Below are 20,039 nucleotides of genomic sequence, written 5' to 3'. Positions count from 1 at the left end.
AAGAGAAATCATGAGTGATCATGAGTGGTCATTAGTGAATGACATTGCCAATGCGCCCGAAAGCGATTGGCAAGCCGCTGCGCTCCCCATCCCAGCTCATCCAGATGGCGAACGCCTTGCCAACCAGGTTTCGCTCGGGCACCAGCCCCCAGCAACGGCTGTCGTTGCTGTTATCGCGATTGTCGCCCATGACAAAATAGTGCCCATCGGGAATTGTAATAGGACCCTCGGCCAACACACGGCAGCCGGGGGCCAGATCGGGTACCCGGGGATTGAACAAAATATCGTGTTTGACACCGGTCAGATTCTCCATGGCCAGGCTGGCCCCGGTCAGGCGCTCCCCGGCACCAACACCCTGGTAAGTGCCAAGCGGCATGGTCGCGATGCGTTCACCATTGATGATGAGATGCTTGCCACGGTAATCAACGACATCACCCGGCACCCCGACCACACGTTTGATGTAATCGACGGATTCATCCCGGGGGAAGCGAAACACCATCACATCGCCGCGCTGTGGCTCGCCCAGGTCCCAGAATTTGGCATTCAACACCGGCCAGCGCAGCCCGTAGGAGAATTTATTCACCAGAATAAAATCCCCCACCAGCAGCGTCGGCATCATGGAGCCAGAGGGGATGCGAAAAGGCTCGACCACGAATGAGCGCAACAGCAAGACGGCCAAAATCACCGGAAAAAAGGACTTGGCGTACTCGACAAGAATGGGTTCTTTTGGCTGCCGCGCCGTCGCGTCGGTAGGAGTGATGTCAGTATCAGCACCCTGCCCCGCATGCTCGGCCAAAAGCCGCCGCTTTGGCGCCCACAGCAGAACATCGAGCAACCAGATGCCACCGGTCACGGCGGTCGCGGCGACCAAAAAGGTTGGAAAATCAAAACTCATACGCAATGATCCAAGCCGGTACAAGCCGGCGACAAAAACGATTAATTATCCTTGCCAGCCTTGAGTACCGCAAGAAAGGCGTCCTGCGGAATTTCCACCCGCCCGACTTGCTTCATGCGCCTTTTGCCGGCTTTTTGCTTCTCAAGCAGTTTGCGCTTGCGGGTCGCGTCACCACCATAGCATTTGGCGGTGACATTCTTGCGCAAGGCCTTGACCGTGCTACGGGCGATGATTTTGCTGCCAATGGCGGCCTGAATGGCCACCTCGAACATTTGCCGGGGGATGACCTCCTTCATGCGCTCGGTCAGATCACGCCCGCGCTGCTGGGAATGATCGCGATGCACGATGAGCGACAGGGCATCGACCTTCTCGCTGTTGATCAGCACCTCGAGCTTGACCAGGTCAGCGCTCTGGAAGCGCTTCCATTCGTACTCGAACGACGCATAGCCGCGGCTGACGGATTTGAGGCGGTCAAAGAAATCCAGCACCACTTCATTCAGTGGCAGGTCAAAGGTGGCCTGCACCTGGCCACCGAGGAATTGAATCTGCTTCTGCACCCCGCGTTTTTCGATGCACAGGCTGATCACGCCGCCGAGCAGATCCTGCGGCACCAGAATATGCGCCTCGATGATGGGCTCGCGAATCTCCCGCACCTTGCTGGTCTCGGGCAGATTCGCCGGATTATCCACCTTGATGATCTCGCCGTCGTTGAGTTCAACCTCGTAGACCACAGTAGGCGCCGTGGTAATCAGGTCGAGATCGTATTCCCGCTCCAGGCGCTCCTGCAGAATCTCCATGTGCAGCATGCCGAGGAAGCCGCAACGGAAGCCAAAGCCCAGCGCCTGGGAGGTTTCCGGCTCGTAGAAGAGCGCCGAGTCGTTCAGCCGCAACTTGCGCAGGGCGTCGCGCAGGTCTTCGTAGTCATCGGACATGACGGGATAAAGCCCGGCAAACACGCGCGGGCGAATCTCGCGGAAGCCGGGCAGTCGCTCGGGCGCCGGGCGCTCGGGCGACGTAATGGTGTCGCCAACGGGCGCGCCGTCGATCTCCTTGATACCGGAGATCAGATAACCGACCTCGCCTGCTTCAAGCCGTTCGCGCTCGAGCTTCTTGGGCGTGAAGACCCCAAGATTATCGGCCTGATAGACGCGCCCGGTGCTCATTACCTGAATTTTTTGGCGTTTGGTGATGCTGCCATGCATCACCCGAATCAGGGACACCACGCCAACATAGGAATCGAACCAAGAGTCGATGATCAGCGCCTGCAGTGGGGCCGAGCGGTCGCCCTGGGGCGGCGGCACCTTGGCCACCAGCATTTCAAGCAGGTCCGGGATGCCGAGGCCGGTCTTGGCGCTCACATGCAGCGCTTCCCCGGCATCCAGGCCGATGATTTCCTCGATCTCCTTGATCACCCGCTCGGGCTCGGCCGAGGGCAGATCGATTTTGTTCAGCACCGGCAGCACTTCGAGGCCAAGATCAATGGCCGTGTAGCAGTTGGCGACGCTCTGGGCCTCCACACCCTGGGCGGCATCCACCACCAGCAGCGCGCCCTCGCAGGCGGCAAGCGAGCGCGAAACCTCGTAGGAGAAGTCCACGTGCCCTGGTGTGTCGATAAAGTTCAGCTCATAGATCTGGCCATCGCGCGCCGGATAATCCAGGGTCACGCTTTGCGCCTTGATGGTAATGCCGCGCTCGCGCTCGAGATCCATGGAATCGAGGACTTGCTCCGACATTTCCCGATCCGTGAGCGAGCCGCAATGCTGAATGAAACGGTCCGCGATGGTCGATTTGCCATGATCGATATGGGCAATAATCGAGAAATTGCGGATTGCCTTGAGTTCTGCCATCAAAATATCCTTAAGGGAATGTCCTGTCACCAAGGGGGAAAGCCGCGCCCACGGGCGCGGCTCGGAGCTTGATTTTTTAGTCCCCGGTGGCGCTATCGCCCTGGTCCGGAATGCGCAGCGGATAGAACATGCGCCCGGCGCCACGCTGAATGAGCACCGCCACCGGACGGGCGGGTTCGGCCGCGGCCAGGAGTTCGCGAAAATGGGCCAGATCGCGCACATCCACGCCATCGAAGGCGAGAATCACATCGCCCGGGCGCAAGCCGGCCTGCGCGGCCGGGCCGGATTCGACGTCTTCAATCAGCACCCCGCCCTCGGCGAGCTCGAAGCGCTCGCGCTGCTCCGCGCTCAGGTCCGCCAGCACCAGGCCGATGGCATTGGCGGTGGTCTCCTCCGGCAAAGGTGCGCCGAGGTCATCGTGACCATTCTCTGGCAACTCCGCCAGCAGCACCTCCAGGCTGAGCGGCTCGCCCTGGCGCAGCAGATCCATTGTTGCCTGGTCTCCGACCTTGGCCATGCCCACCAGCGGGGGCAGATCGCCCGAGGTGACCACATCCTCGCCATCGAAGCGCAGGATGACATCTCCTGCCTGCACACCGGCCGCCGCCGCTGGACTACCGGGAACCACCTGGGCCACCAGGGCCCCGCGCGGATGCGGCAGCGCGAAGGTCTCGGCCAGCTCGCGGGTGACATCCTGAATCAGCACCCCAAGCCAACCGCGCGTCACCCGGCCCTGGGTGCGCAGTTGCTCCACCACATCCATCACCACTTCGATGGGGATGGCGAAGGATAGCCCCATGAAGCCGCCGGTGCGGCTGTAAATCTGCGAGTTGACACCAATGACCCGCCCGCTGAGATCGAACAGCGGCCCGCCCGAGTTGCCAGGATTGATGGCCACGTCGGTCTGAATGAAGGGCACATAGTTCTCGCTCGGCAAGCTGCGCCCCTTGGCGCTGACGATGCCGGCGGTGGCCGAGTGTTCGAAGCCAAAGGGCGAGCCGATGGCCAGTACCCATTCGCCCACTTTCAGATGGGTTGCCTGGCCGATCTCAACCCGCGGCAAATCGCTCGCGTCCAGCTTGAGTAGCGCGATGTCGCTGCGCTCATCAGCGCCGATCACTGTGGCGATGAACTCGCGCCTGTCACTGGTGCGCACGATGATTTCCTCGGCCATCTCGACCACATGGGCGTTGGTCACCACATAGCCATCCGAGGAGATGAGAAAGCCGGAGCCGAGCGAGCGCCCTTCCCCGCCGAATTCCGGTGTCTCTCCCTCATCACCAAAATAGCGGCGAAAAAAATCATACAGCGGACTGTCCTCGGGCAGCATATCGTTTTCGGCGCCCAGACCCGGAACCTCGCCATGGCTGTTTTGGGAGCTGCTGATGTTCACCACCGCCGGCCCGAAACGCTCGACCAGCGCGGTGAAATCAGGCAGGGAGTCAGCCCGCGCGCCGCCGCCGGCGAACAACAACACCAACCCCAGCCAGGCCGGTGCGAAAAAGGAAAGAACAACGTGCATGAAGCCGCCTCGGGATTGGAAAAAACGCCCTGCGCAAAGGAAAGGCCGGTGCCAACCGGAAAAAACACCGATTATACGTTGCCTGGGGCGCGGCCCGGAGATTTCTATGACCGAAATGATCGGCCAAAGGCCTGATTAGAGGATTCTTGGCCGCGCCCCAGTCAGTCGCGACAGCGCTCGTAAGCCTGCAGATAGGTCTCCACCGTGCGCGGCCAACTGGTGCCCTCTGGCAGGCATAAGGCCGCTGCCACCGCAGGTTCGGGCGCGGTCTGGGGACCGCCGAGCAACAGCGGCATGGCGCTGATCAACCGCTCGCGCGGATGGCGCAGCGACCACAGCGGATGCGCCTTTAACCCATGTGGGCCGAAAGCCGCCAGATTCGCCGCCAGTCGCTCCGCCAGGCTGGTCCCCCAGCCCTGCCCCTTGCCCGGATGCGGCTGGCAGTAGGATTCCCAACTCGGCAGGGCGCGCCCGCGTCGCCAGTGCTCGAAGCGGCGCAGCGCATCCAACCACAGCCAGACCACACGCGCCTGCCAGTCGAGCGGATGGCCTGTGCGAAAAGCGCTGATGTCCATATCGGCATAGGCGCCATGGGCGAGTTCATAGAACGTCATGAACTTGCGGTGATGGCGCTGATCCAGCGCTGCCAGGCGGGCAAGTTTTTCCGCGTGCGCCGGATGATAACGCCCGACCAGGGCCAGTCGCAGGTCGCCGCAAATCAGCACTGTCGTGATCAGATGGCGGAAAAACCGCTCTTGGTTGTCGCTGTCCAGATGGGTTCCCTGGCGCAGCCACTCCTGATTGCGCAGCAGACCCTGGCCTTCCTCGACCAGTCGCCACAGCCAGGCGCCCGGGGCCAGATGCTCAAATGGCCGCTCGCTCATGCGCTCGAGCACCCGCGCATCGCCGCGCAACAGCCGCCCGCTCCAGCGCAGATCGGCCTCGGGAAAGGACAGCGGTCGGACGTGCAGAAACTCCTCGCGAAACAGCCTGAATCGCACCGCCACGCCGGTCGTGGCGGTCAGGCTTGACGCCAGCTCATTGAGTGTGGCCGTGACCGCCGCGCGCAGGGGCTGGTCGCCGCGCCCGAGAATGACGGCGTATTCATAGCAGTCGGCGATTTCCTTGCCATCATGCCCGCGCAGCCGCACGCCCTCGCCACGGCCATAGGCACCGCACAGCAGCAAGGCACGGAATTCGTCTGGTGGCATCAGCGCCACCACCTGGTTGGCAATGCGTTGCTGTTGGGAAGCGATGCGCCGCTCAAACCCAATGGTGCCGGAGAGCGAAAAGCGTTTGCGCCGCTGTGCCGGCAAGGGCGCGTCGGCCATGCCGGTGCCGCGATCCTCGGTGGGAATGAGCCAGTGCCTGAGTCCTGCGATCATGTGCGCGACATCAGATGCGCGGATGATGGGTCGGGAGGCTGACCAGATGCGCGCGGTCCGATCCTGAACCCCCTTCGTTGCGGCTTTCCTCCGAGGATTGATCCCGCCCGAGCAGTACCGCTCGGTAGCGCGGGTCGGTGCGCAGACGGCGACTGTAGCCGGCCACCCAGCGCAAGCTGAGCGCGAACCCCAGCACACCACCGCCCAGAGACCATGACTGCGCACCCGACCACTGTCGCCAGTCGGCCAATTCAAGGGCCAGCGCCGCGCCCAACAGCAATCCGAGCAGCGGCACCAGATAGGCCACCAGGGCAGCACGCAAGAGCACCGCATCGGCAACGCCAATTGTCACCCGTTCTCCGGCGCGCGCGCCCATGGCGTTTACAACCCGCAATCGCACCGGACGGCGCCCGAGAAAGCGGTCAATCAAGGAGGTACCACAGGCACCCTTGACCCCGCAATGGTCGCAGGTCGCGCGCCGCTGGGGTTCCACCTCGGCAAAGCCGTCATCGGCCGCGATGACGACGGCCAGTTCCTCGATCATGGCGACTCCTGACGCTCATCACCGGCGTCGCTTGCGAAGGGGGCAGGTCGGCCTTCCCTCAGGCCGGAAGAATCGGTCTTGGAAGAATCAGTCTGGGGGTGCAAAGTCTGGGGGCCATTCTGGGAACCAGCCTGGGGACTATCAGGCCGGACATCAATCGCATCAAGCAGAGCCGCCACAGTGGTCGAGGGTACCTCGCCGACGGCGGTAATCTGGTGATCAGCAACCCATTTGCCGGCGGCGTGAATCGTGGCCATGCGCGTTTGCCCGACCAAACCGGCCTGATCGCCAGGTTCAACATAAAGGGAAACCGAGGCCAGACCATCGCTGAAGAGAAAATATTCGACCGGGGCGCCGCTGTCGGATTCAATCCACTCGTGCGCATGCAAGGAAAAACCCGCGGGTAATTGACCGAAAGACCAGCGCGATTGTTGTTGGATTGCGGTGTAGGGCGCAGTGGCCGCCGAGGCGGCGGCTGGGTCGTCACCCGCTTGGGCGTTCAAGATGGGTGATGGCTCGGCTTGCGCGGCAGCGTGCGGCTTGCTCTCCTCGCCCGAGAGCAAACGCAGGTCGGTGAACATGAGTTGCTGGACCGGGTGACCCTGCCCATCAATGAGGGCCGTGCGCAGAGGCAGCGCCGTTTTCCGGTCGATGGAGAAACGATAACCATAGCGCAGCGCGTCTCTAGGCATGACATCCACCACATCCGCTTCGCGTCCGGCAACCCGGGTCCGGTCCAGCAGGCTGAAACGATAATACATGGCCAATTGGCGCCAATCAGGTGGCGACGGCTTGCGCGCGGGACCGGGCGCGCCACTCCGATGGATAGGATTGTGCTGGCCTGGATTCTGGTGCACAGGGTTTTGGCGAGCGCGATTGAGCAGAACCGCTTGACCGCCGGAGAGCAAACAAGACACAACTCCACTGCTGCGCCCCATGGTGCGAACGGGGCCATTGAGCGTCAGCAGGCTCTCTTGCGAAACGCCATCGTTATGATAATGAACAATGCGCATGGCCGAGAGGGTATCGCCGAATTGATAGACGAAGGTACCCTCGAAATTGGTGGTGTTCAGCGCCCCTACCATGCGTTCCAATAGCGCGAAGGCGAGCTCGGCATCAGGCTCCACCATGACCGGTGGCGTGGCTGTTGACCCGAACAGTGATCGGCTCAAAACCGCGGTTATCAGAACAACTGGCAAAAGGGTTGGGACAATCGCTGGCAAAGTATGCCCGCCAGGCCAGGAAAGGTAGCTTGTCCGGGAGAAAGCCCTCGGCCTGATTCTGACATAGCCCCCTGACATGGCCTCGGCGTCCTAGGGTTGAACCTGGTAGCCGACCAGGGTGGCATAGGGCAAAAAGCCTTTGATGCCCGAGGCCGAGACACGCTCCTGGTGCCCAACCACCAGATAGTTGAGCTTGGAGGTGAGCCGCGGATGGCTTGTGGCCCAGGGCACGACCTCACCAGCCACTAGACCGCCACGCGGCAGGCTGACAACACCAGAGCCAGAGCGCGCATCGGAGGCTATGAGCTCTCGCCTGGCGGGCTCTGATCTTAACTGCCCTGATAATGGCGCGGATAATGGCGCAGGGGATAGAGAGGGAAGTTCCGCGAACTCAGGCAACGTCTTGGGCGGCAAAGTCTCTGGCATCAGACTGGTCAAACCTAGTGCCATCATTCCGGCCAGGGCGGCGCCGGTCAAAGGTAGCCAGGTGGTGGTGCGTCCCTTAAAACCCAGATTTTGCCGGCCGCCGATTCCCATGGCCTTAACGCCAAGTATTCCCGTGCCATGGGTTAAACGATCCGCTGCCCCGCTCGCTTTCTCCACTTCCGTCATGCCTGGCGCTTTGGCGGTAGCCTCCCTTTGGTCAGGGTGCTCGCAATCCAGGCGCTCGCTTACCCGAGCGGCAATCCCATGATAATCGGCGCGGACTGAATCGCCGCGCAAAGCGCCGCGAATCAAGTGATAACGCCCCCAGCGCTCGCGCAGCCCGACATCCTGATTCAATTGAGCCAGCGCGGCCTCGACCCGCGTCGGATCGGTATCCTGATCGAGCAGAACCGAGAGTTGTTCTTCCGCTAACCGTTGCGTCATGGGTGCAGCCTCATTGCCTGTGCGGATCTTGGGGTCGCTGGGTAGCGATGATGTCCACAGTTAGGCCAGTCATGAGCTGCCAGAGAACAGAAAAGCCGGCCAGGAAGACCGGTTAGAGGCATGAAGAACGCTTGTTTGAACTTAAAATGCGCTGACTTATGCATGGGGACAAATAACCGGGCTGTCAGAACTCAGAGCAATGGACGCAATTGTTTATCGATCGCCTCACGGGCGCGGAAAATCCGCGAGCGGACGGTGCCAATCGGACAGTCCATGGCCTCGGCGATCTCCTCGTAACTCATGCCTTCAAGCTCGCGCAGCACAATGGCCGTGCGCAAATCGTCCGGCAGCGCATCAAGCGCTCTTTGCACGGTGCGGGCAATTTCATCGGTGAGCAGTTCTCGTTCCGGGGTTGCGTGATCACGCAAGCGGCTTCCTGCATCCATTTGCTCCGCCGTTTCGGCGTCGATATCCTCGCTCGGCGGACGCCGACCCTGAGCAACCAGATAGTTTTTAACCGTGTTGATCGCAATACGATAAATCCAGGTATAAAAGGCGCTATCGCCGCGAAAACTCGGCAGTGCGCGATAGGCTTTAATGAACGCCTCCTGAGTGACATCCAGCACCTCGGCGCTGTCACGCAGATAGCGCGCGATCAAGCTCGCGACCCGTTGCTGATACTTGAGCACCAGCAAATCAAAGGCGCGCTTGTCGCCCTGCTGAGCGCGCACCACCAGAGCCTGATCGACTTCGCGCTCAGACACCGGATTTGCCCCGCTGGCCCATCCTTGCCAGTGCTGATGCCATTGACACCCACCCGCTTGCAAAAGTTCGCCCAACCTGTTTGCCGAGGCGGGAGGCCGCGACGGCAATGGAACCCGCCCGCGCGCGTCGCCCGAGCCAGCGCTCCCTTGGCGGGCAAAGGGTAAATCGCGCATTATACTTAATGAGAAGATCATTGGGCCAAACCATTCGCCATGCCTGGGGCCAGATTGCCATGTCCAGCACTATTTCCAGCAGCATTCGACATGATGTGCTTATCATCGGCAGCGGAGCCGCGGGTCTCAGCCTGGCGCTGCGCCTGCGCCCCGATATCGACGTGGCGGTGTTGGCCAAGCGCGCCCTGCCGGAAGGCAACACCCTCTACGCCCAGGGCGGTATTTCCGCCGTGCTGGCCGCCGATGACTCGCTCGAATCCCATGTGCAGGACACTCTGCGCGCCGGTGCTGGCCTGTGCGATCGCGACATAGTCGAACTGGTGGTCAAGCACGGTCCAGACAATATCCGTTGGTTGATCCAGCAAGGGGTGCAGTTTACTCGCGACCCGGCCAGCGAAACCGAGGACGGCTATCACCTCACACGCGAGGGCGGTCACACTCACCGGCGGGTAGTGCATGCGGCCGATGCCACCGGACGCGCCGTGGCCAACACACTTGAAAACGCTGCCCGAGAGCGCGCCAATATTCATCTGTATGAACACCACACTGCCATCGATTTAATCACCGCCAACCGCCTCGGCCGCGATGACAACCGCTGTCTGGGCGCCTATGTGCTTGACAACAAAAGTGGCGAGGTGCGCACCATGCTGGCGCGCTTCGTGGTATTGGCCAGCGGCGGCGCGAGCAAGGTCTATGTCTACACCAGCAATCCGGATGTGGCCACGGGTGACGGCATTGCCATGGCCTGGCGCGCCGGCTGCCGGGTCGCCAACATGGAGTTCATGCAGTTCCACCCGACCTGCCTGTACCACTCCAAGGCCAAGTCGTTTTTGATCAGCGAGGCACTGCGCGGCGAAGGCGCCCATCTGATGCTCCCCAACGGCGAGCGGTTCATGCCGCGTTTCGACGAGCGCGCCGAACTCGCCCCAAGAGACATCGTCGCCCGCGCCATCGACCGCGAGATCAAACGCATCGGCAGCAAGTTCGTGCTGCTTGATATTTCCCACCAGCCGGCCGATTTCATCATCGAGCACTTTCCCACCATACACGCTCGCTGCCTAGAATTGGGGCTTGATATCACCCGCGACCCCATCCCGGTGGTGCCGGCCGCTCACTACACCTGCGGTGGCGTGCTCACAGACGCTCAGGCACGCACCGATGTACCCGGGCTCTACGCCATCGGAGAGACCGCTTACACCGGGCTGCATGGCGCCAACCGGATGGCAAGTAATTCACTGCTCGAGTGCCTGGTGTTCGGCGAACTGGCCGCGACGGACATCGAGCGCCTGATGATTGCCTGGGAGCGGCCGCCCGAGGTGCCGGACTGGGATGAAAGCCGCGTCACCGAACCGGATGAAGAAGTCGTCATCTCCCATAACTGGGAGGAACTGCGCCGCTTCATGTGGGACTATGTCGGTATCGTGCGCACCAACAAACGCCTGATGCGCGCGCGCCGGCGCATCGACCTGCTCCGCACCGAGATCATCGAGCATTACAGCCACTTCCGCGTCAACAGCAATCTGCTTGAGCTGCGCAATCTGGTCGAAGTGGCCGATCTCATTGTTCAGTCGGCCTATCGCCGGCGCGAGAGCCGCGGCCTGCACTACACCCTGGACTTCCCGCACCTCGACCCTCTTCAGCGTACGCCGACCATCCTGATCCCGGATCGCTATCGCCCACGCACCCCCGGCTCGGCAGACTAAGGAAATGTCCGAAAAACCCAATCCCGCAACGCCAATCCCGCAACGCCAATCCCGCAACGCCAATCTCGCCCGCCGAGGACTGATTGAACCATGACCAACCTCCAACTCGACCACATCAAGCCGCTGCAACAGGAGCTCGAAGCCCATCCGCTTTACGCCGGGCTGCGCACTATCGCCGACCTGCGCGTTTTCATGCGGCACCACATCTACTCGGTGTGGGATTTCATGTCGCTGATCAAATACCTACAACAGCAGGTCGCGCCCGTGCGGGTGCCCTGGACGCCGGTCGGCGATCCAGCTGTGCGCTATTTCATCAATCAGCTGGTGCTCGAGGAAGAATCCGACTGCATGGATCGCGGCAATGGACCGCTCTACGGCAGTCATTTCGAGCTTTATTCCACCGCCATGCGCGAGATTGGCGCCGATCCCGAGCCCGCCCTGGCCTTTGTCGCGCGCGTCGGCCAGGACGGAATGCGTCAAGCCATGACCACCGCGCCACCACCCGCACCGGCGCGGGATTTCATGGAGACCACCTTTTGCTTTATCGACGAGGACAAGCCGCACGAGGTCGCCGCCGCGCTGGCGCTGGGGCGCGAGCGGGTGATTCCGCGAATGTTCCGCCGCCTGCTGAGCGACATGGGCATTACCGAGGCGGATGCTCCAGGCTTCCACTACTACCTCAAACGCCACATTCATCTCGATGAGGACTTCCACGGCCCTCTGTCCCTGCAGCTGCTTGAGCATCTGTGTGCGGATGATCCCGAAAAGCACGCCGAGGCCGAGGCGGCCGCCGAGGAAGCCATCTGCGCCCGCATCCGCTTCTGGGACGGCGTACTCGAGGCCATCGAGAACGCGCGCTCCTGAAATGCGCACAGCCGCGCTCATGGCCCCCGCCGCAAAGGACCCAACGGGATCCAGAGCGCAACCGTCAAGCCGTCAAGCCGGATGACCCGATACTCTTCGAGGCAAGCCCCACAGGCTCGCATTTGTTCGACACTGAGTTCGACGCCACGCAGATTCGCGGGCAGTTGCAACGACAGATTGAGGTAGCGCCCCCCGCGCTCGCAGACCTCGGCGGCGAGATTAACCGGCAGAGAACCGGCAACCAGATCACCGGGCTGAACGATCTCCGGGTCCAGATGGGTGATAAAGGCATCCACGGCCAAGCCTTGTTCAGCCGCCCAAGCACGCGCCCCCGAATGCCGGGGCACAAAAAGTGGTATTCGTGTTTAAATCATTTTTGACTCGTTACTTCGTCATGCCATTGTTACCTCTTTCATTACCCCAATAAGAGGGCGTTGATTACCCTTATTTAGCCTGACCGCCAGAGCCGTTACGCGACCAGGCGGCTCCCGCTCCGCGACCGGAGCAGCGAATGGCTCCTTGCGCCTGCTGCTTTCTTAGGACATAACGAATCATATCCCGGCTGATGCCTGGACAGACTTGCTCCAACTCGCGAATTTTGAAACAGCCTTGTGGTCTGGAAACGAGCCGATCAATGCCCTGAAGTATCCGTTCACGTTTCTCACCACGCGGACTTTTCAGCTCGCCGACGCGAGCGACGAAATCGCGATAGGCCTCCTTCATGATTGAGAGCATGTAGTGAATATAAGGCCATGGATTGTGCTCGCCCTCGTGCCATCTGTGCGAACTTTGTTCCAGGGTGTCGTAGTAGCGCTCTTTGTTTTGCTCGACCAATCGCTCCAGGCTGATGTAACGACCAACCTCGTAGCCAAGTTGTAGGCTTTGCAACAGCCACAGCAGTCGCGATACACACCCATTACCTTCTCGTCCCGCGCCCGTTTTGACGCGGCACCGGGCTTTGCGTCAGGATGACCAGGACCTTTCCATCACCTTAACAATTGGTGCGAGCGTGTCTCTGCGAATTGTCAGCGCCAGCCGGCGCACGGATATTCCCGCTTTGTATGGCGACTGGTTCATGAACCGGGTGCGTGCCGGTTGGTGCGCGGTGCCCAATCCGCTGAACAGCAAACAGGTTTCACGGGTGGACTTTGTGCCCGGTGAGACGGTAATAGTGTTCTGGACCCGCTGGCCGGCGCCCTTTCTGCGGCATCTCGATGCGTTGAGCGCGCGGGGTTATCCCTTCTATTTCCTTTACACCCTGGTGGATTATCCCCGCCCGCTCGAACCCCATGCGCCCACCTGCCAACGCAGCCTGGAGGTGTTTTTGCGGCTGTCCGAGCGGCTCGGGCCAGAGCGGGTCATCTGGCGCTATGATCCCATTGTGCTGAGCGAGGCCATGGACGCGGACTTTCATCGCGAGCGTTTCGCGCGCATTGCCGAGCGCTTGCGGGGCGCGACCCGACGGGTGACCATCAGCATCATGGATGACTACAGCAAGATGCGCGGGCGGTTGCGCGCGCTTGTCGCCGCGCATCCAGAGCTGGCCCCGCGCGCCTTTGTGGCCGAGCGCGATGGCACGCTCATCGGCGATCTGGCCCAGTTGGCCCAGGCGCATGGAATGGCAATGCAGGGCTGCGCCGAGGAGATTGACCTGCAACCCTGGGGCGTGGCGCCTGGCAAGTGCATCGACGATGACCTGATCCGCCAGTTGTTCGCACTCAAGGCGCCAGGGCGCAAGGACAAAAGCCAGCGACCCGTCTGCGGCTGTGTCGAGAGCAGGGATATTGGCATGTACGACAGCTGCACCTTCGGCTGTGTCTACTGCTATGCCACCCGCTCCTTTGACACCGCGCGACGCCAGCGCGCCGGGCATGACCCAATGGCTGAATCCCTGATCGGACACTTTCGCGCACCGACAAGCGCGAATCGATTACGGAAGACGGCATCGGGGGTGCCGATTCAGGGGGATCTTTTCGGTTGATTGAAGGATGCCTTTGAATTATTTTTCAGGCTGTCATCAATGCGCAATCAATCGCCTAACGATGGCCTCCAGTCCTACCGCTCGCCACGCTTGCGGCTGAGGCTGGCATTGTGCGGCACGAGCATATACAAGTGCGTGATATGAAGAAAACGGTCAAGACATGGTGCAAGGATTTTGGCTACACTTGGTATGGTCCGGGTGTGTACTCGGCTGAGAAGTATGATTACAAGATCCAGTTCTTAAAAGGTGTCTTTGCACTCTTCCGAACGGCCCACGGGCGATGTTTCGCGCCCAGGCAGTGCATTACAGGAAAAGGCAAAGCCTTCCTTATCTTCCCGGTCTTCTCTCAGTTTCTCGGCCACAAGGAGATCTCCAGAACCAGATTTGCTCAGGCGGTAGACTGGGTGCTCGCTTGTCTTCAAGGCAAGATCAGCCAGTTCCCCAGCGCAACTGCACTGCAACTCGGTGAACCGGAAGGTGCTTCGCGGTGCCGGTTATCTTGACCGTTAGGCCAAAAAGATCAACCACAAGGTGAAACATTTGACATCAAAGATTTGTTCTCTCCCTTATTATCGAAGAGATCAATATGCAATCCTTAGAAAAAAATCTGTTGACAAAGAAAATTTCGCTATCTCATATGACGAGATGATCGCAATAACAGAGAAATGCCGTCTGGACATGGAGAATGCCGGCTTTAAGGTCATAAAGATCGATATCGATTTAGTGGAGTTAATCGAATGGACAAGGACACGGAAGCTCCGTATAGACCCAGAATCACGGACCAATTTCACAATGAAAAAGTTAAAGGAAGTATTGTCAACTGGATCTATTGACGAGTGATTAGAAGGCGAGTTCGAATCACTTACACTTCTAACGAATAAGGTTGGATCGTTCTTAAACCTAAAAACTCAGTTAACAACGGGTTGGAACCAACTCTTGAATCGATGGCGGCCCGGTTGGCTCGTTTGGCCCGGTCGTCTCCAATACGCTGCGATTTATGTGGTATGCTGATCGGATTGATCGGCTGCCCTTTACCGGGCAGTAAAGCGGGTGCGCTGCCTTCGGACTTCGTCTGGGTATTGGTGAGGAAAAAGACATGAAAAAGCTGATTTGCATTGTTTTTGCTGTCATGGGCTCGGCCCAGGTACAAGCCGAGAGTTGCTATGATCTGTGGTACGAGCGAAATTTGATCTACGCCGAAAACGGTTATTGTTTTTCAACAAATCTGGGGCAAAGTACCTTCTCGGAATACTCTTGCTGGACCAAAAGCCCGTCATTGTCAACAGATGAACAACGGCGCGTGGCGGCATTAAAAGCGGAAGAAAAGCGTCGTGGCTGCAAGGTCAACACTGGACAAGTTCCTCAATCAAAACCTGTCGTATCCTCCGCTGGCGTCGCCATTGTTTACGATCCGCCATCAAACGTCAGGAATCGTCCAAATGGAGAAATTCTCTGTTCGGTGCGCAATCAATCAACGATCAATATTCATGGCTCGGAAAACGGATGGTATCGCACGGATGTTTGTGGCACGCCAGGTTATATTCATAAGAGTCAAATTCGGTTTTGAGCGACGCCTTGTCCGCGCTATCCCGGAAAAATCATCGTGGCTGACCAAGGGTTTGGCAGGACATTAACACCCACTGGCGGACACGGGAAGCCCCCCGGCAGGCAAGCAAGATCACCGATAAGTGCGCCGTCGCGCTTGGCGACACCGGCGCGGGGCCAGCTTTAAGATTTGCCGTGGCCAGTTCCCGCGGTCTCCAGCGCATCTTGCTGTAGTCATTCATGATACTGATGGTCATCCGCCGGGTCGCGCCCTGCAGGCTGGATATGCGCCGGTTCTGACTCCATTGTCTTTTGGTGCGGCCGGTTCGGCTTCGCGCGTTGATCGAAAAAACGCGCGGCTAGATTCGCGCGAGGCTCGGGTTTCTCAGTGAAAAAATATTCAGGAGTTTTCTCATGACTATCAGCGTTGCCCTTGATAATGAGGGATTTTTGATCAATCGTGACGATTGGAGCGAGGCAGTGGCGCAAGAGCTAGCCACCTCGGATGATTTTGAGATGAACGATCAGGTCATGGGCTTCATCCGTGAGGCGCGGGCCATGTACGACAATGACGGCGTGGTGCCGCCGATCAGAATTTTCGCCAAAAAACAGGGCGTTTCGACCAAAGAGTTGTACAACATTTTTAAGAAGGGCCCGATGAAGCTGATCTGCAAGTGGGGTGGCCTGCCGAAGCCGACTGGCTGTGTTTGACGCCCTACCCTGTTGCCGCGACTCTCGGCTGCGAGGGCGCGCGACCGCTGACGTCCTCGGGCGTGCGCCAGCGGCCTTCGATGTCGTGGCAACGCCCGTTGCGCAGGGCGATCAGGTCGCCCTCGCCGAGCGGTTCCCATAGCTCATCGGTTAGCGGCAGGCTGGCGATCAGCGCCACGTCCTGGCGCACGGTCTGCAGGCGCACGCCGGCATCCTTGAGTTCGGGCGCTGATTCCCAGCACGAGCGTTGCAGTAGGTAGAGCCCAGGCGGGCGCATGACGCCGTCGGGCTGGGTGCGACGGTGGGCGTGGATGAAGAGCGCGTCGGCATCGGCGTAGATGAAGTTGGCGGGACCGAGCTTGCGCATTTCGCGGCTAAAGTCGGCTATTACGGCCAGCCTTTGCTCCAGCGGTGGCGGCTCATCGCGGTCTTCCCACAGTGGGGCCAGGCCCTCTATCAGGATACAGAAGGCGCGCTCTGAGTCTGAATCGCCGATGGGGCGGAAGCGTGTGTTGCTCGGCGCGGGCTGCTCCAGCAGTTGCGGGAAATCGCCATTGTGCGCAAACACATGGCTGCGACCGCCTAGTTCGCGCACAAAGGGCTGGGTATTTTGCAACGAGCGCGCGCCGAAGGTGGCCAGGCGCAAGTGCGACACCGCCATGCAGGTGCGAACCCCCTGAACATCCACAAATCGCAGCAGCAGACTTTCGCACGCCGGGCGCGGTTCGCGTAGCAGCAGGCAGTCGCGTTGCTCGTAACACGCCAGCCCCCAGCCGTCCTTGTGCGGTCCCTCGACGCCGCCGTGGCGCGCCAGGCGCCCGAGCGACAAACCAAGGGTCGCCGGCACCCGGCTGGACATGGCAAAAAGTTCACACATGGACGCCCTGCCCTGCTTCCTGGCCAGCGGTTGCCGCCAACCCTGTCGCCATTGTTTCAACGCCCTCTCGCGGACGCAGGCGCAGGCGTAGATCGCCGCCAATCTGGCGCGCATCCAGCAGTTCCAGCCCGATGCGCTCATCCATGCGCTCAAGCCCCGGCAGATGAAAAAGCCCGCGTGCCGCGTCGCCCATCAGGTGCGGGGCCAAATAAAGCCAAAGTTCATCGATCCAGCCGCAGCGCAGGGCCGCGCCCGCCAGACGCGGGCCGGCTTCGATCAGCACCTCGTTGCATTCGCGGTGGGCGAGTTCCCGCAGCGCGCGACCAAGGTCGATCTGCCCAGTGCGCGATGGAATGCACGCCAGCACCTCGGCGCCGGCGGCTTCGAGCGAACTCCAGCGCGGGTGCTCGGCAGTGACCGCGGTCATGACCAAGGTCTGCCCGGGCAATGCCAACAGACGCGCGTCAGAGGGCAGGCGCAACTGGCTGTCGAGTACCACCCGCGGCGGCTGGCGCGGCGCCGATCCGGTCGCTGGAGGCCGGCCCGTCACGGGGTCGATACGCACATTGAGCGCTGGATTATCGGCCAACACAGTGCCAATTCCAGTCACAATGGCCGATGAGCGGGCGCGCAGTCGCTGCACATCGGCGCGCGCGGCGTCCGAGGTAATCCAGCGGCTCTCGCCACTGGCCATGGCTGTGCGCCCGTCCAGGCTCATGGCCAGCTTGCAGCGCACCCAGGGCAGGCCGTCGCGCATGCGGCGGATAAATCCCGGGTTCAAAGCCTCGGCCTCGGCTTGCATCAGCCCTGCCTCGACCAGCACGCCGGCCGCGCGCAGCCGCGCGAAGCCCTGCCCGGCCACGCGCGGATTGGGATCTTGCATGGCCGCGACCACCCGTGCCACCCCGGCCTTGATCAGCGCCTCTGTACAGGGCGGCGTGCGCCCTTGATGACAACAGGGCTCGAGGGTGACATAGGCCGTGGCACCCTGGGCCCGCTCGCCGGCCTGACGCAGTGCAAGCGCCTCGGCATGAGGCTCGCCGGCGCGCTCATGCCAGGCCTCGGCGATGATCTCGCCCGCGCGCACCAGCAGGCAGCCGACCCGTGGGTTGGGGTCCGTGCTGTAGAGTCCGCGTTCGGCCAGGCGCAGCGCCCGGGCCATGAAGCGCGCGTCCTCGGCGGCATCGACCTGGCTCATTTCGACTCCAGCACGCTGAGCAGGTCAAGCTGAGCACGTTTCACCTCGGGCGAGGGTTGGCGCTCCAGGCGCTCTATCTCCTCGCGAAAGGCCTCGACATCCTCGAACTTGCGATACACCGAGGCAAAGCGCACATAGGCGACCTGATCGAGTCCGCGCAGTTCGTCCATCAGGAATTCCCCGATCTCGCGTGAATGCACCTCGCTGGCACCCGTGGCCTGCAACCGCCGACCGATGCGCGCGATCACGGCCTCGATCTGATCGGCGCTGACCGGGCGCTTCTCGACCGCGCGCATGAGCCCGGAACGCAGCTTGCGACCGTCAAAGGGCACCCGCGAGCCATCGCGTTTGATCACCCGCGGCAGTTCCAACTCGGGTTTTTCATAGGTGGTGAAGCGCTCGGCGCAGACAATGCAACGCCGGCGCCGGCGCACCTGATCGCCGTCGCCATAGAGGCGCGAGTCCACTACCTTGGTGTCCTCGGCACCACAGAAGGGGCAGCGCACGGGCCGATCTCAGCGACCGGCGCCGCGCCGGGCCGAAGGAGTTTGAAACCCCAGGCTCGCGCTCAACGGGCGTAAACCGGGAAACGCTGGCACAGCGCGAGCACCTGTGACTTGACCTTCTCGATGGCGCCAGCACCACCGCGACTGTCGATGAGATCGCACATCCAGCCGGCCAGTTCGCGCGCCTCGGCCTCGCCAAAGCCGCGGGTGGTGATGGCTGGGGTGCCGACGCGAATGCCGCTGGTGACAAAGGGCGACTGCGGATCATTGGGCACGGCGTTTTTGTTCACCGTGATATTGGCCGCGCCCAGCCAGGCATCGACATCCTTGCCGGTCAGGCCTTGGGCGATAAAGCTAACCAGGAACAGATGATCGTCGGTGCCACCCGAGACCACCTCGAACCCGCGCTCGATAAAAACCCCGGCCATGGCACGGGCATTGGTCACCACCTGCTGCTGATAGCTTTTGAAGTCGGGCTCCATGGCCTCCTTGAAGGCCACGGCCTTGGCCGCGATCACATGCATCAGCGGCCCGCCCTGGGTACCAGGAAAGACCAGGGAGTTGAGCTTTTTCTCGATCTCGGGGTTGGACTTGGCCAGGATCAGGCCGCCGCGCGGGCCGCGCAGCGTCTTGTGCGTGGTGGTGGTGGTGACATCGGCGATGCCAACGGGACTGGGATAGACCCCGGCGGCGACCAGACCGGCGACATGGGCCATGTCCACCAGCAGATAAGCGCCGACCTCATCGGCGATGTCGCGAAAGCGCTGCCAGTCGACCACCCGGGAGTAGGCCGAGAAGCCGGCAACCATCATCTTGGGGCGATGGTCGCGCGCCAGGGCGGCGACCTGGTCGTAGTCGATCTCGCCGGTGTCGGGGTTCAGCCCATATTGCACCGCGTTGTAGAGCTTGCCGGAAAAATTCGGCTTGGCACCGTGGGTCAGGTGGCCGCCGTGGGCCAGGCTCATGCCCAGCACGGTATCGCCCGGCTGGCACAGGGCCATGTAGACCGCGGCGTTGGCCTGGGAACCGGAATGCGGTTGCACATTGGCATAATCGGCGCCAAACAAGGCCTTGGCACGCTCAATCGCCAGCCGCTCGGCGACATCAACGTGCTCGCAGCCGCCGTAGTAACGCTTGCCCGGATAACCCTCGGCGTATTTGTTGGTCAGCACCGAGCCCTGGGCCTCGAGCACCCGGGGGCTGGTGTAGTTTTCCGATGCGATCAGCTCGACGTGCTCCTCCTGGCGGCGCTCCTCGTCGCGCAGTGCCTGGAAAAGCTCCTCGTCGTAGCCCTGGATCTTCATGGTAGTGTCAAACATGCAGGCTCCTAAGTGGCGAAATGGATTGTTTTACTCAAAGGAATCACCCGGGCAGTGTAGCGATTTCGGCCGCGACCGTCATGGCCGCCCCCGGGACAGGATAGCCCCGGG

The 20,039-nt window shown here is 61.2% G+C and carries 20 protein-coding genes; 6 read left to right on the top strand and 14 right to left on the bottom strand.

Features of this window, described 5'->3' with window-relative positions; all coding sequences use genetic code 11:
* Positions 1–31 precede the first annotated feature (31 nt).
* From lepB to rpoE, 8 genes are all read right to left on the bottom strand, one after another.
* Complete coding sequence (gene lepB, locus Thiowin_RS10855) at positions 32–895, bottom strand: signal peptidase I (RefSeq protein WP_328987746.1); 864 nt, start codon at positions 893–895, stop codon at positions 32–34.
* A 41-nt stretch (positions 896–936) separates the two neighbouring features.
* The gene (gene lepA, locus Thiowin_RS10850) at positions 937–2,742 is read right to left on the bottom strand and encodes a translation elongation factor 4 (RefSeq protein ID WP_328987745.1); all 1,806 of its coding nucleotides are present in this window, start codon (positions 2,740–2,742) and stop codon (positions 937–939) included.
* Positions 2,743–2,818: 76 nt separating this feature from the next.
* Entirely contained in the window at positions 2,819–4,264 is a 1,446-nt protein-coding gene (locus Thiowin_RS10845; protein ID WP_328987744.1) for a DegQ family serine endoprotease, read from the bottom strand.
* Positions 4,265–4,425: 161 nt separating this feature from the next.
* Positions 4,426–5,649: a hypothetical protein gene (locus Thiowin_RS10840; protein WP_328987743.1), complete on the bottom strand. Its 1,224-nt coding sequence runs from the start codon at positions 5,647–5,649 to the stop codon at positions 4,426–4,428.
* A gap of 10 nt (positions 5,650–5,659) precedes the next feature.
* Entirely contained in the window at positions 5,660–6,193 is a 534-nt protein-coding gene (locus Thiowin_RS10835; RefSeq protein WP_328987742.1) for a SoxR reducing system RseC family protein, read from the bottom strand.
* Complete coding sequence (locus Thiowin_RS10830; RefSeq protein ID WP_328987741.1) at positions 6,190–7,323, bottom strand: MucB/RseB C-terminal domain-containing protein; 1,134 nt, start codon at positions 7,321–7,323, stop codon at positions 6,190–6,192. Before Thiowin_RS10830 ends, Thiowin_RS10835 begins: the two co-directional genes overlap by 4 nt.
* A gap of 183 nt (positions 7,324–7,506) precedes the next feature.
* Complete coding sequence (locus Thiowin_RS10825; protein WP_328987740.1) at positions 7,507–8,286, bottom strand: sigma-E factor negative regulatory protein; 780 nt, start codon at positions 8,284–8,286, stop codon at positions 7,507–7,509.
* Positions 8,287–8,477: 191 nt separating this feature from the next.
* Positions 8,478–9,050, bottom strand: coding sequence for an RNA polymerase sigma factor RpoE (gene rpoE, locus Thiowin_RS10820; RefSeq protein ID WP_328987739.1), 573 nt, complete (start codon positions 9,048–9,050; stop codon positions 8,478–8,480).
* 233 nt (positions 9,051–9,283) lie between these two features.
* On the opposite strand from rpoE, the gene nadB reads away from it, so the two are divergent.
* Entirely contained in the window at positions 9,284–10,927 is a 1,644-nt protein-coding gene (gene nadB, locus Thiowin_RS10815) for an L-aspartate oxidase (RefSeq protein ID WP_328988057.1), read from the top strand.
* Between the two features lie 90 nt (positions 10,928–11,017).
* Positions 11,018–11,791: a DUF3050 domain-containing protein gene (locus Thiowin_RS10810; RefSeq protein WP_328987738.1), complete on the top strand. Its 774-nt coding sequence runs from the start codon at positions 11,018–11,020 to the stop codon at positions 11,789–11,791.
* Positions 11,792–11,808: 17 nt separating this feature from the next.
* Here Thiowin_RS10810 and csx16 read toward each other — a convergent pair whose 3' ends face one another.
* Together csx16 and Thiowin_RS10800 are read right to left on the bottom strand one after the other, a co-directional pair.
* Positions 11,809–12,138, bottom strand: a complete 330-nt coding sequence (gene csx16, locus Thiowin_RS10805) for a CRISPR-associated protein Csx16 (protein WP_328987737.1) — start codon at positions 12,136–12,138, stop codon at positions 11,809–11,811.
* A gap of 97 nt (positions 12,139–12,235) precedes the next feature.
* Positions 12,236–12,679, bottom strand: a complete 444-nt coding sequence (locus tag Thiowin_RS10800) for a hypothetical protein (RefSeq protein ID WP_328987736.1) — start codon at positions 12,677–12,679, stop codon at positions 12,236–12,238.
* 121 nt (positions 12,680–12,800) lie between these two features.
* On the opposite strand from Thiowin_RS10800, the gene Thiowin_RS10795 reads away from it, so the two are divergent.
* The 4 genes from Thiowin_RS10795 to Thiowin_RS10780 all read left to right on the top strand — a co-directional run bounded on the left by Thiowin_RS10795 (position 12,801) and on the right by Thiowin_RS10780 (position 16,028).
* On the top strand, positions 12,801–13,772 hold the full coding sequence (locus Thiowin_RS10795; RefSeq protein ID WP_328987735.1) for a DUF1848 domain-containing protein: 972 nt from the start codon (positions 12,801–12,803) through the stop codon (positions 13,770–13,772).
* A gap of 140 nt (positions 13,773–13,912) precedes the next feature.
* Positions 13,913–14,275 carry a hypothetical protein gene (locus Thiowin_RS10790; protein WP_328987734.1) on the top strand — a complete coding sequence of 121 codons (363 nt, stop codon included), beginning with the start codon at positions 13,913–13,915 and terminating at the stop codon, positions 14,273–14,275.
* Positions 14,276–14,868: 593 nt separating this feature from the next.
* Positions 14,869–15,339 carry a YARHG domain-containing protein gene (locus Thiowin_RS10785; RefSeq protein ID WP_328987733.1) on the top strand — a complete coding sequence of 157 codons (471 nt, stop codon included), beginning with the start codon at positions 14,869–14,871 and terminating at the stop codon, positions 15,337–15,339.
* A gap of 392 nt (positions 15,340–15,731) precedes the next feature.
* The gene (locus tag Thiowin_RS10780) at positions 15,732–16,028 is read left to right on the top strand and encodes a TusE/DsrC/DsvC family sulfur relay protein (RefSeq protein ID WP_328987732.1); all 297 of its coding nucleotides are present in this window, start codon (positions 15,732–15,734) and stop codon (positions 16,026–16,028) included.
* Positions 16,029–16,032: 4 nt separating this feature from the next.
* Here the strand turns inward: Thiowin_RS10780 and Thiowin_RS10775 are convergent, their stop codons facing one another.
* The 4 genes from Thiowin_RS10775 to glyA form a co-directional block, all read right to left on the bottom strand.
* Entirely contained in the window at positions 16,033–16,905 is an 873-nt protein-coding gene (locus tag Thiowin_RS10775; protein ID WP_328987731.1) for a class II glutamine amidotransferase, read from the bottom strand.
* Positions 16,898–18,103, bottom strand: a complete 1,206-nt coding sequence (gene ribD / locus Thiowin_RS10770) for a bifunctional diaminohydroxyphosphoribosylaminopyrimidine deaminase/5-amino-6-(5-phosphoribosylamino)uracil reductase RibD (RefSeq protein ID WP_328987730.1) — start codon at positions 18,101–18,103, stop codon at positions 16,898–16,900. The genes Thiowin_RS10775 and ribD overlap by 8 nt, the downstream gene beginning before the upstream one ends.
* Positions 18,100–18,609, bottom strand: coding sequence for a transcriptional regulator NrdR (nrdR, locus tag Thiowin_RS10765; RefSeq protein ID WP_328987729.1), 510 nt, complete (start codon positions 18,607–18,609; stop codon positions 18,100–18,102). Before nrdR ends, ribD begins: the two co-directional genes overlap by 4 nt.
* Positions 18,610–18,671: 62 nt before the next feature.
* A complete protein-coding gene (gene glyA / locus Thiowin_RS10760; protein ID WP_328987728.1) occupies positions 18,672–19,928 on the bottom strand; it encodes a serine hydroxymethyltransferase in 1,257 nt (418 codons plus the stop codon).
* Between the last annotated feature and the right edge of the window lie 111 nt (positions 19,929–20,039).

This window comes from Thiorhodovibrio winogradskyi (assembly GCF_036208045.1).
Lineage (GTDB): Bacteria > Pseudomonadota > Gammaproteobacteria > Chromatiales > Chromatiaceae > Thiorhodovibrio > Thiorhodovibrio winogradskyi.
This window is presented reverse-complemented; position numbering and strand designations above follow the sequence as displayed.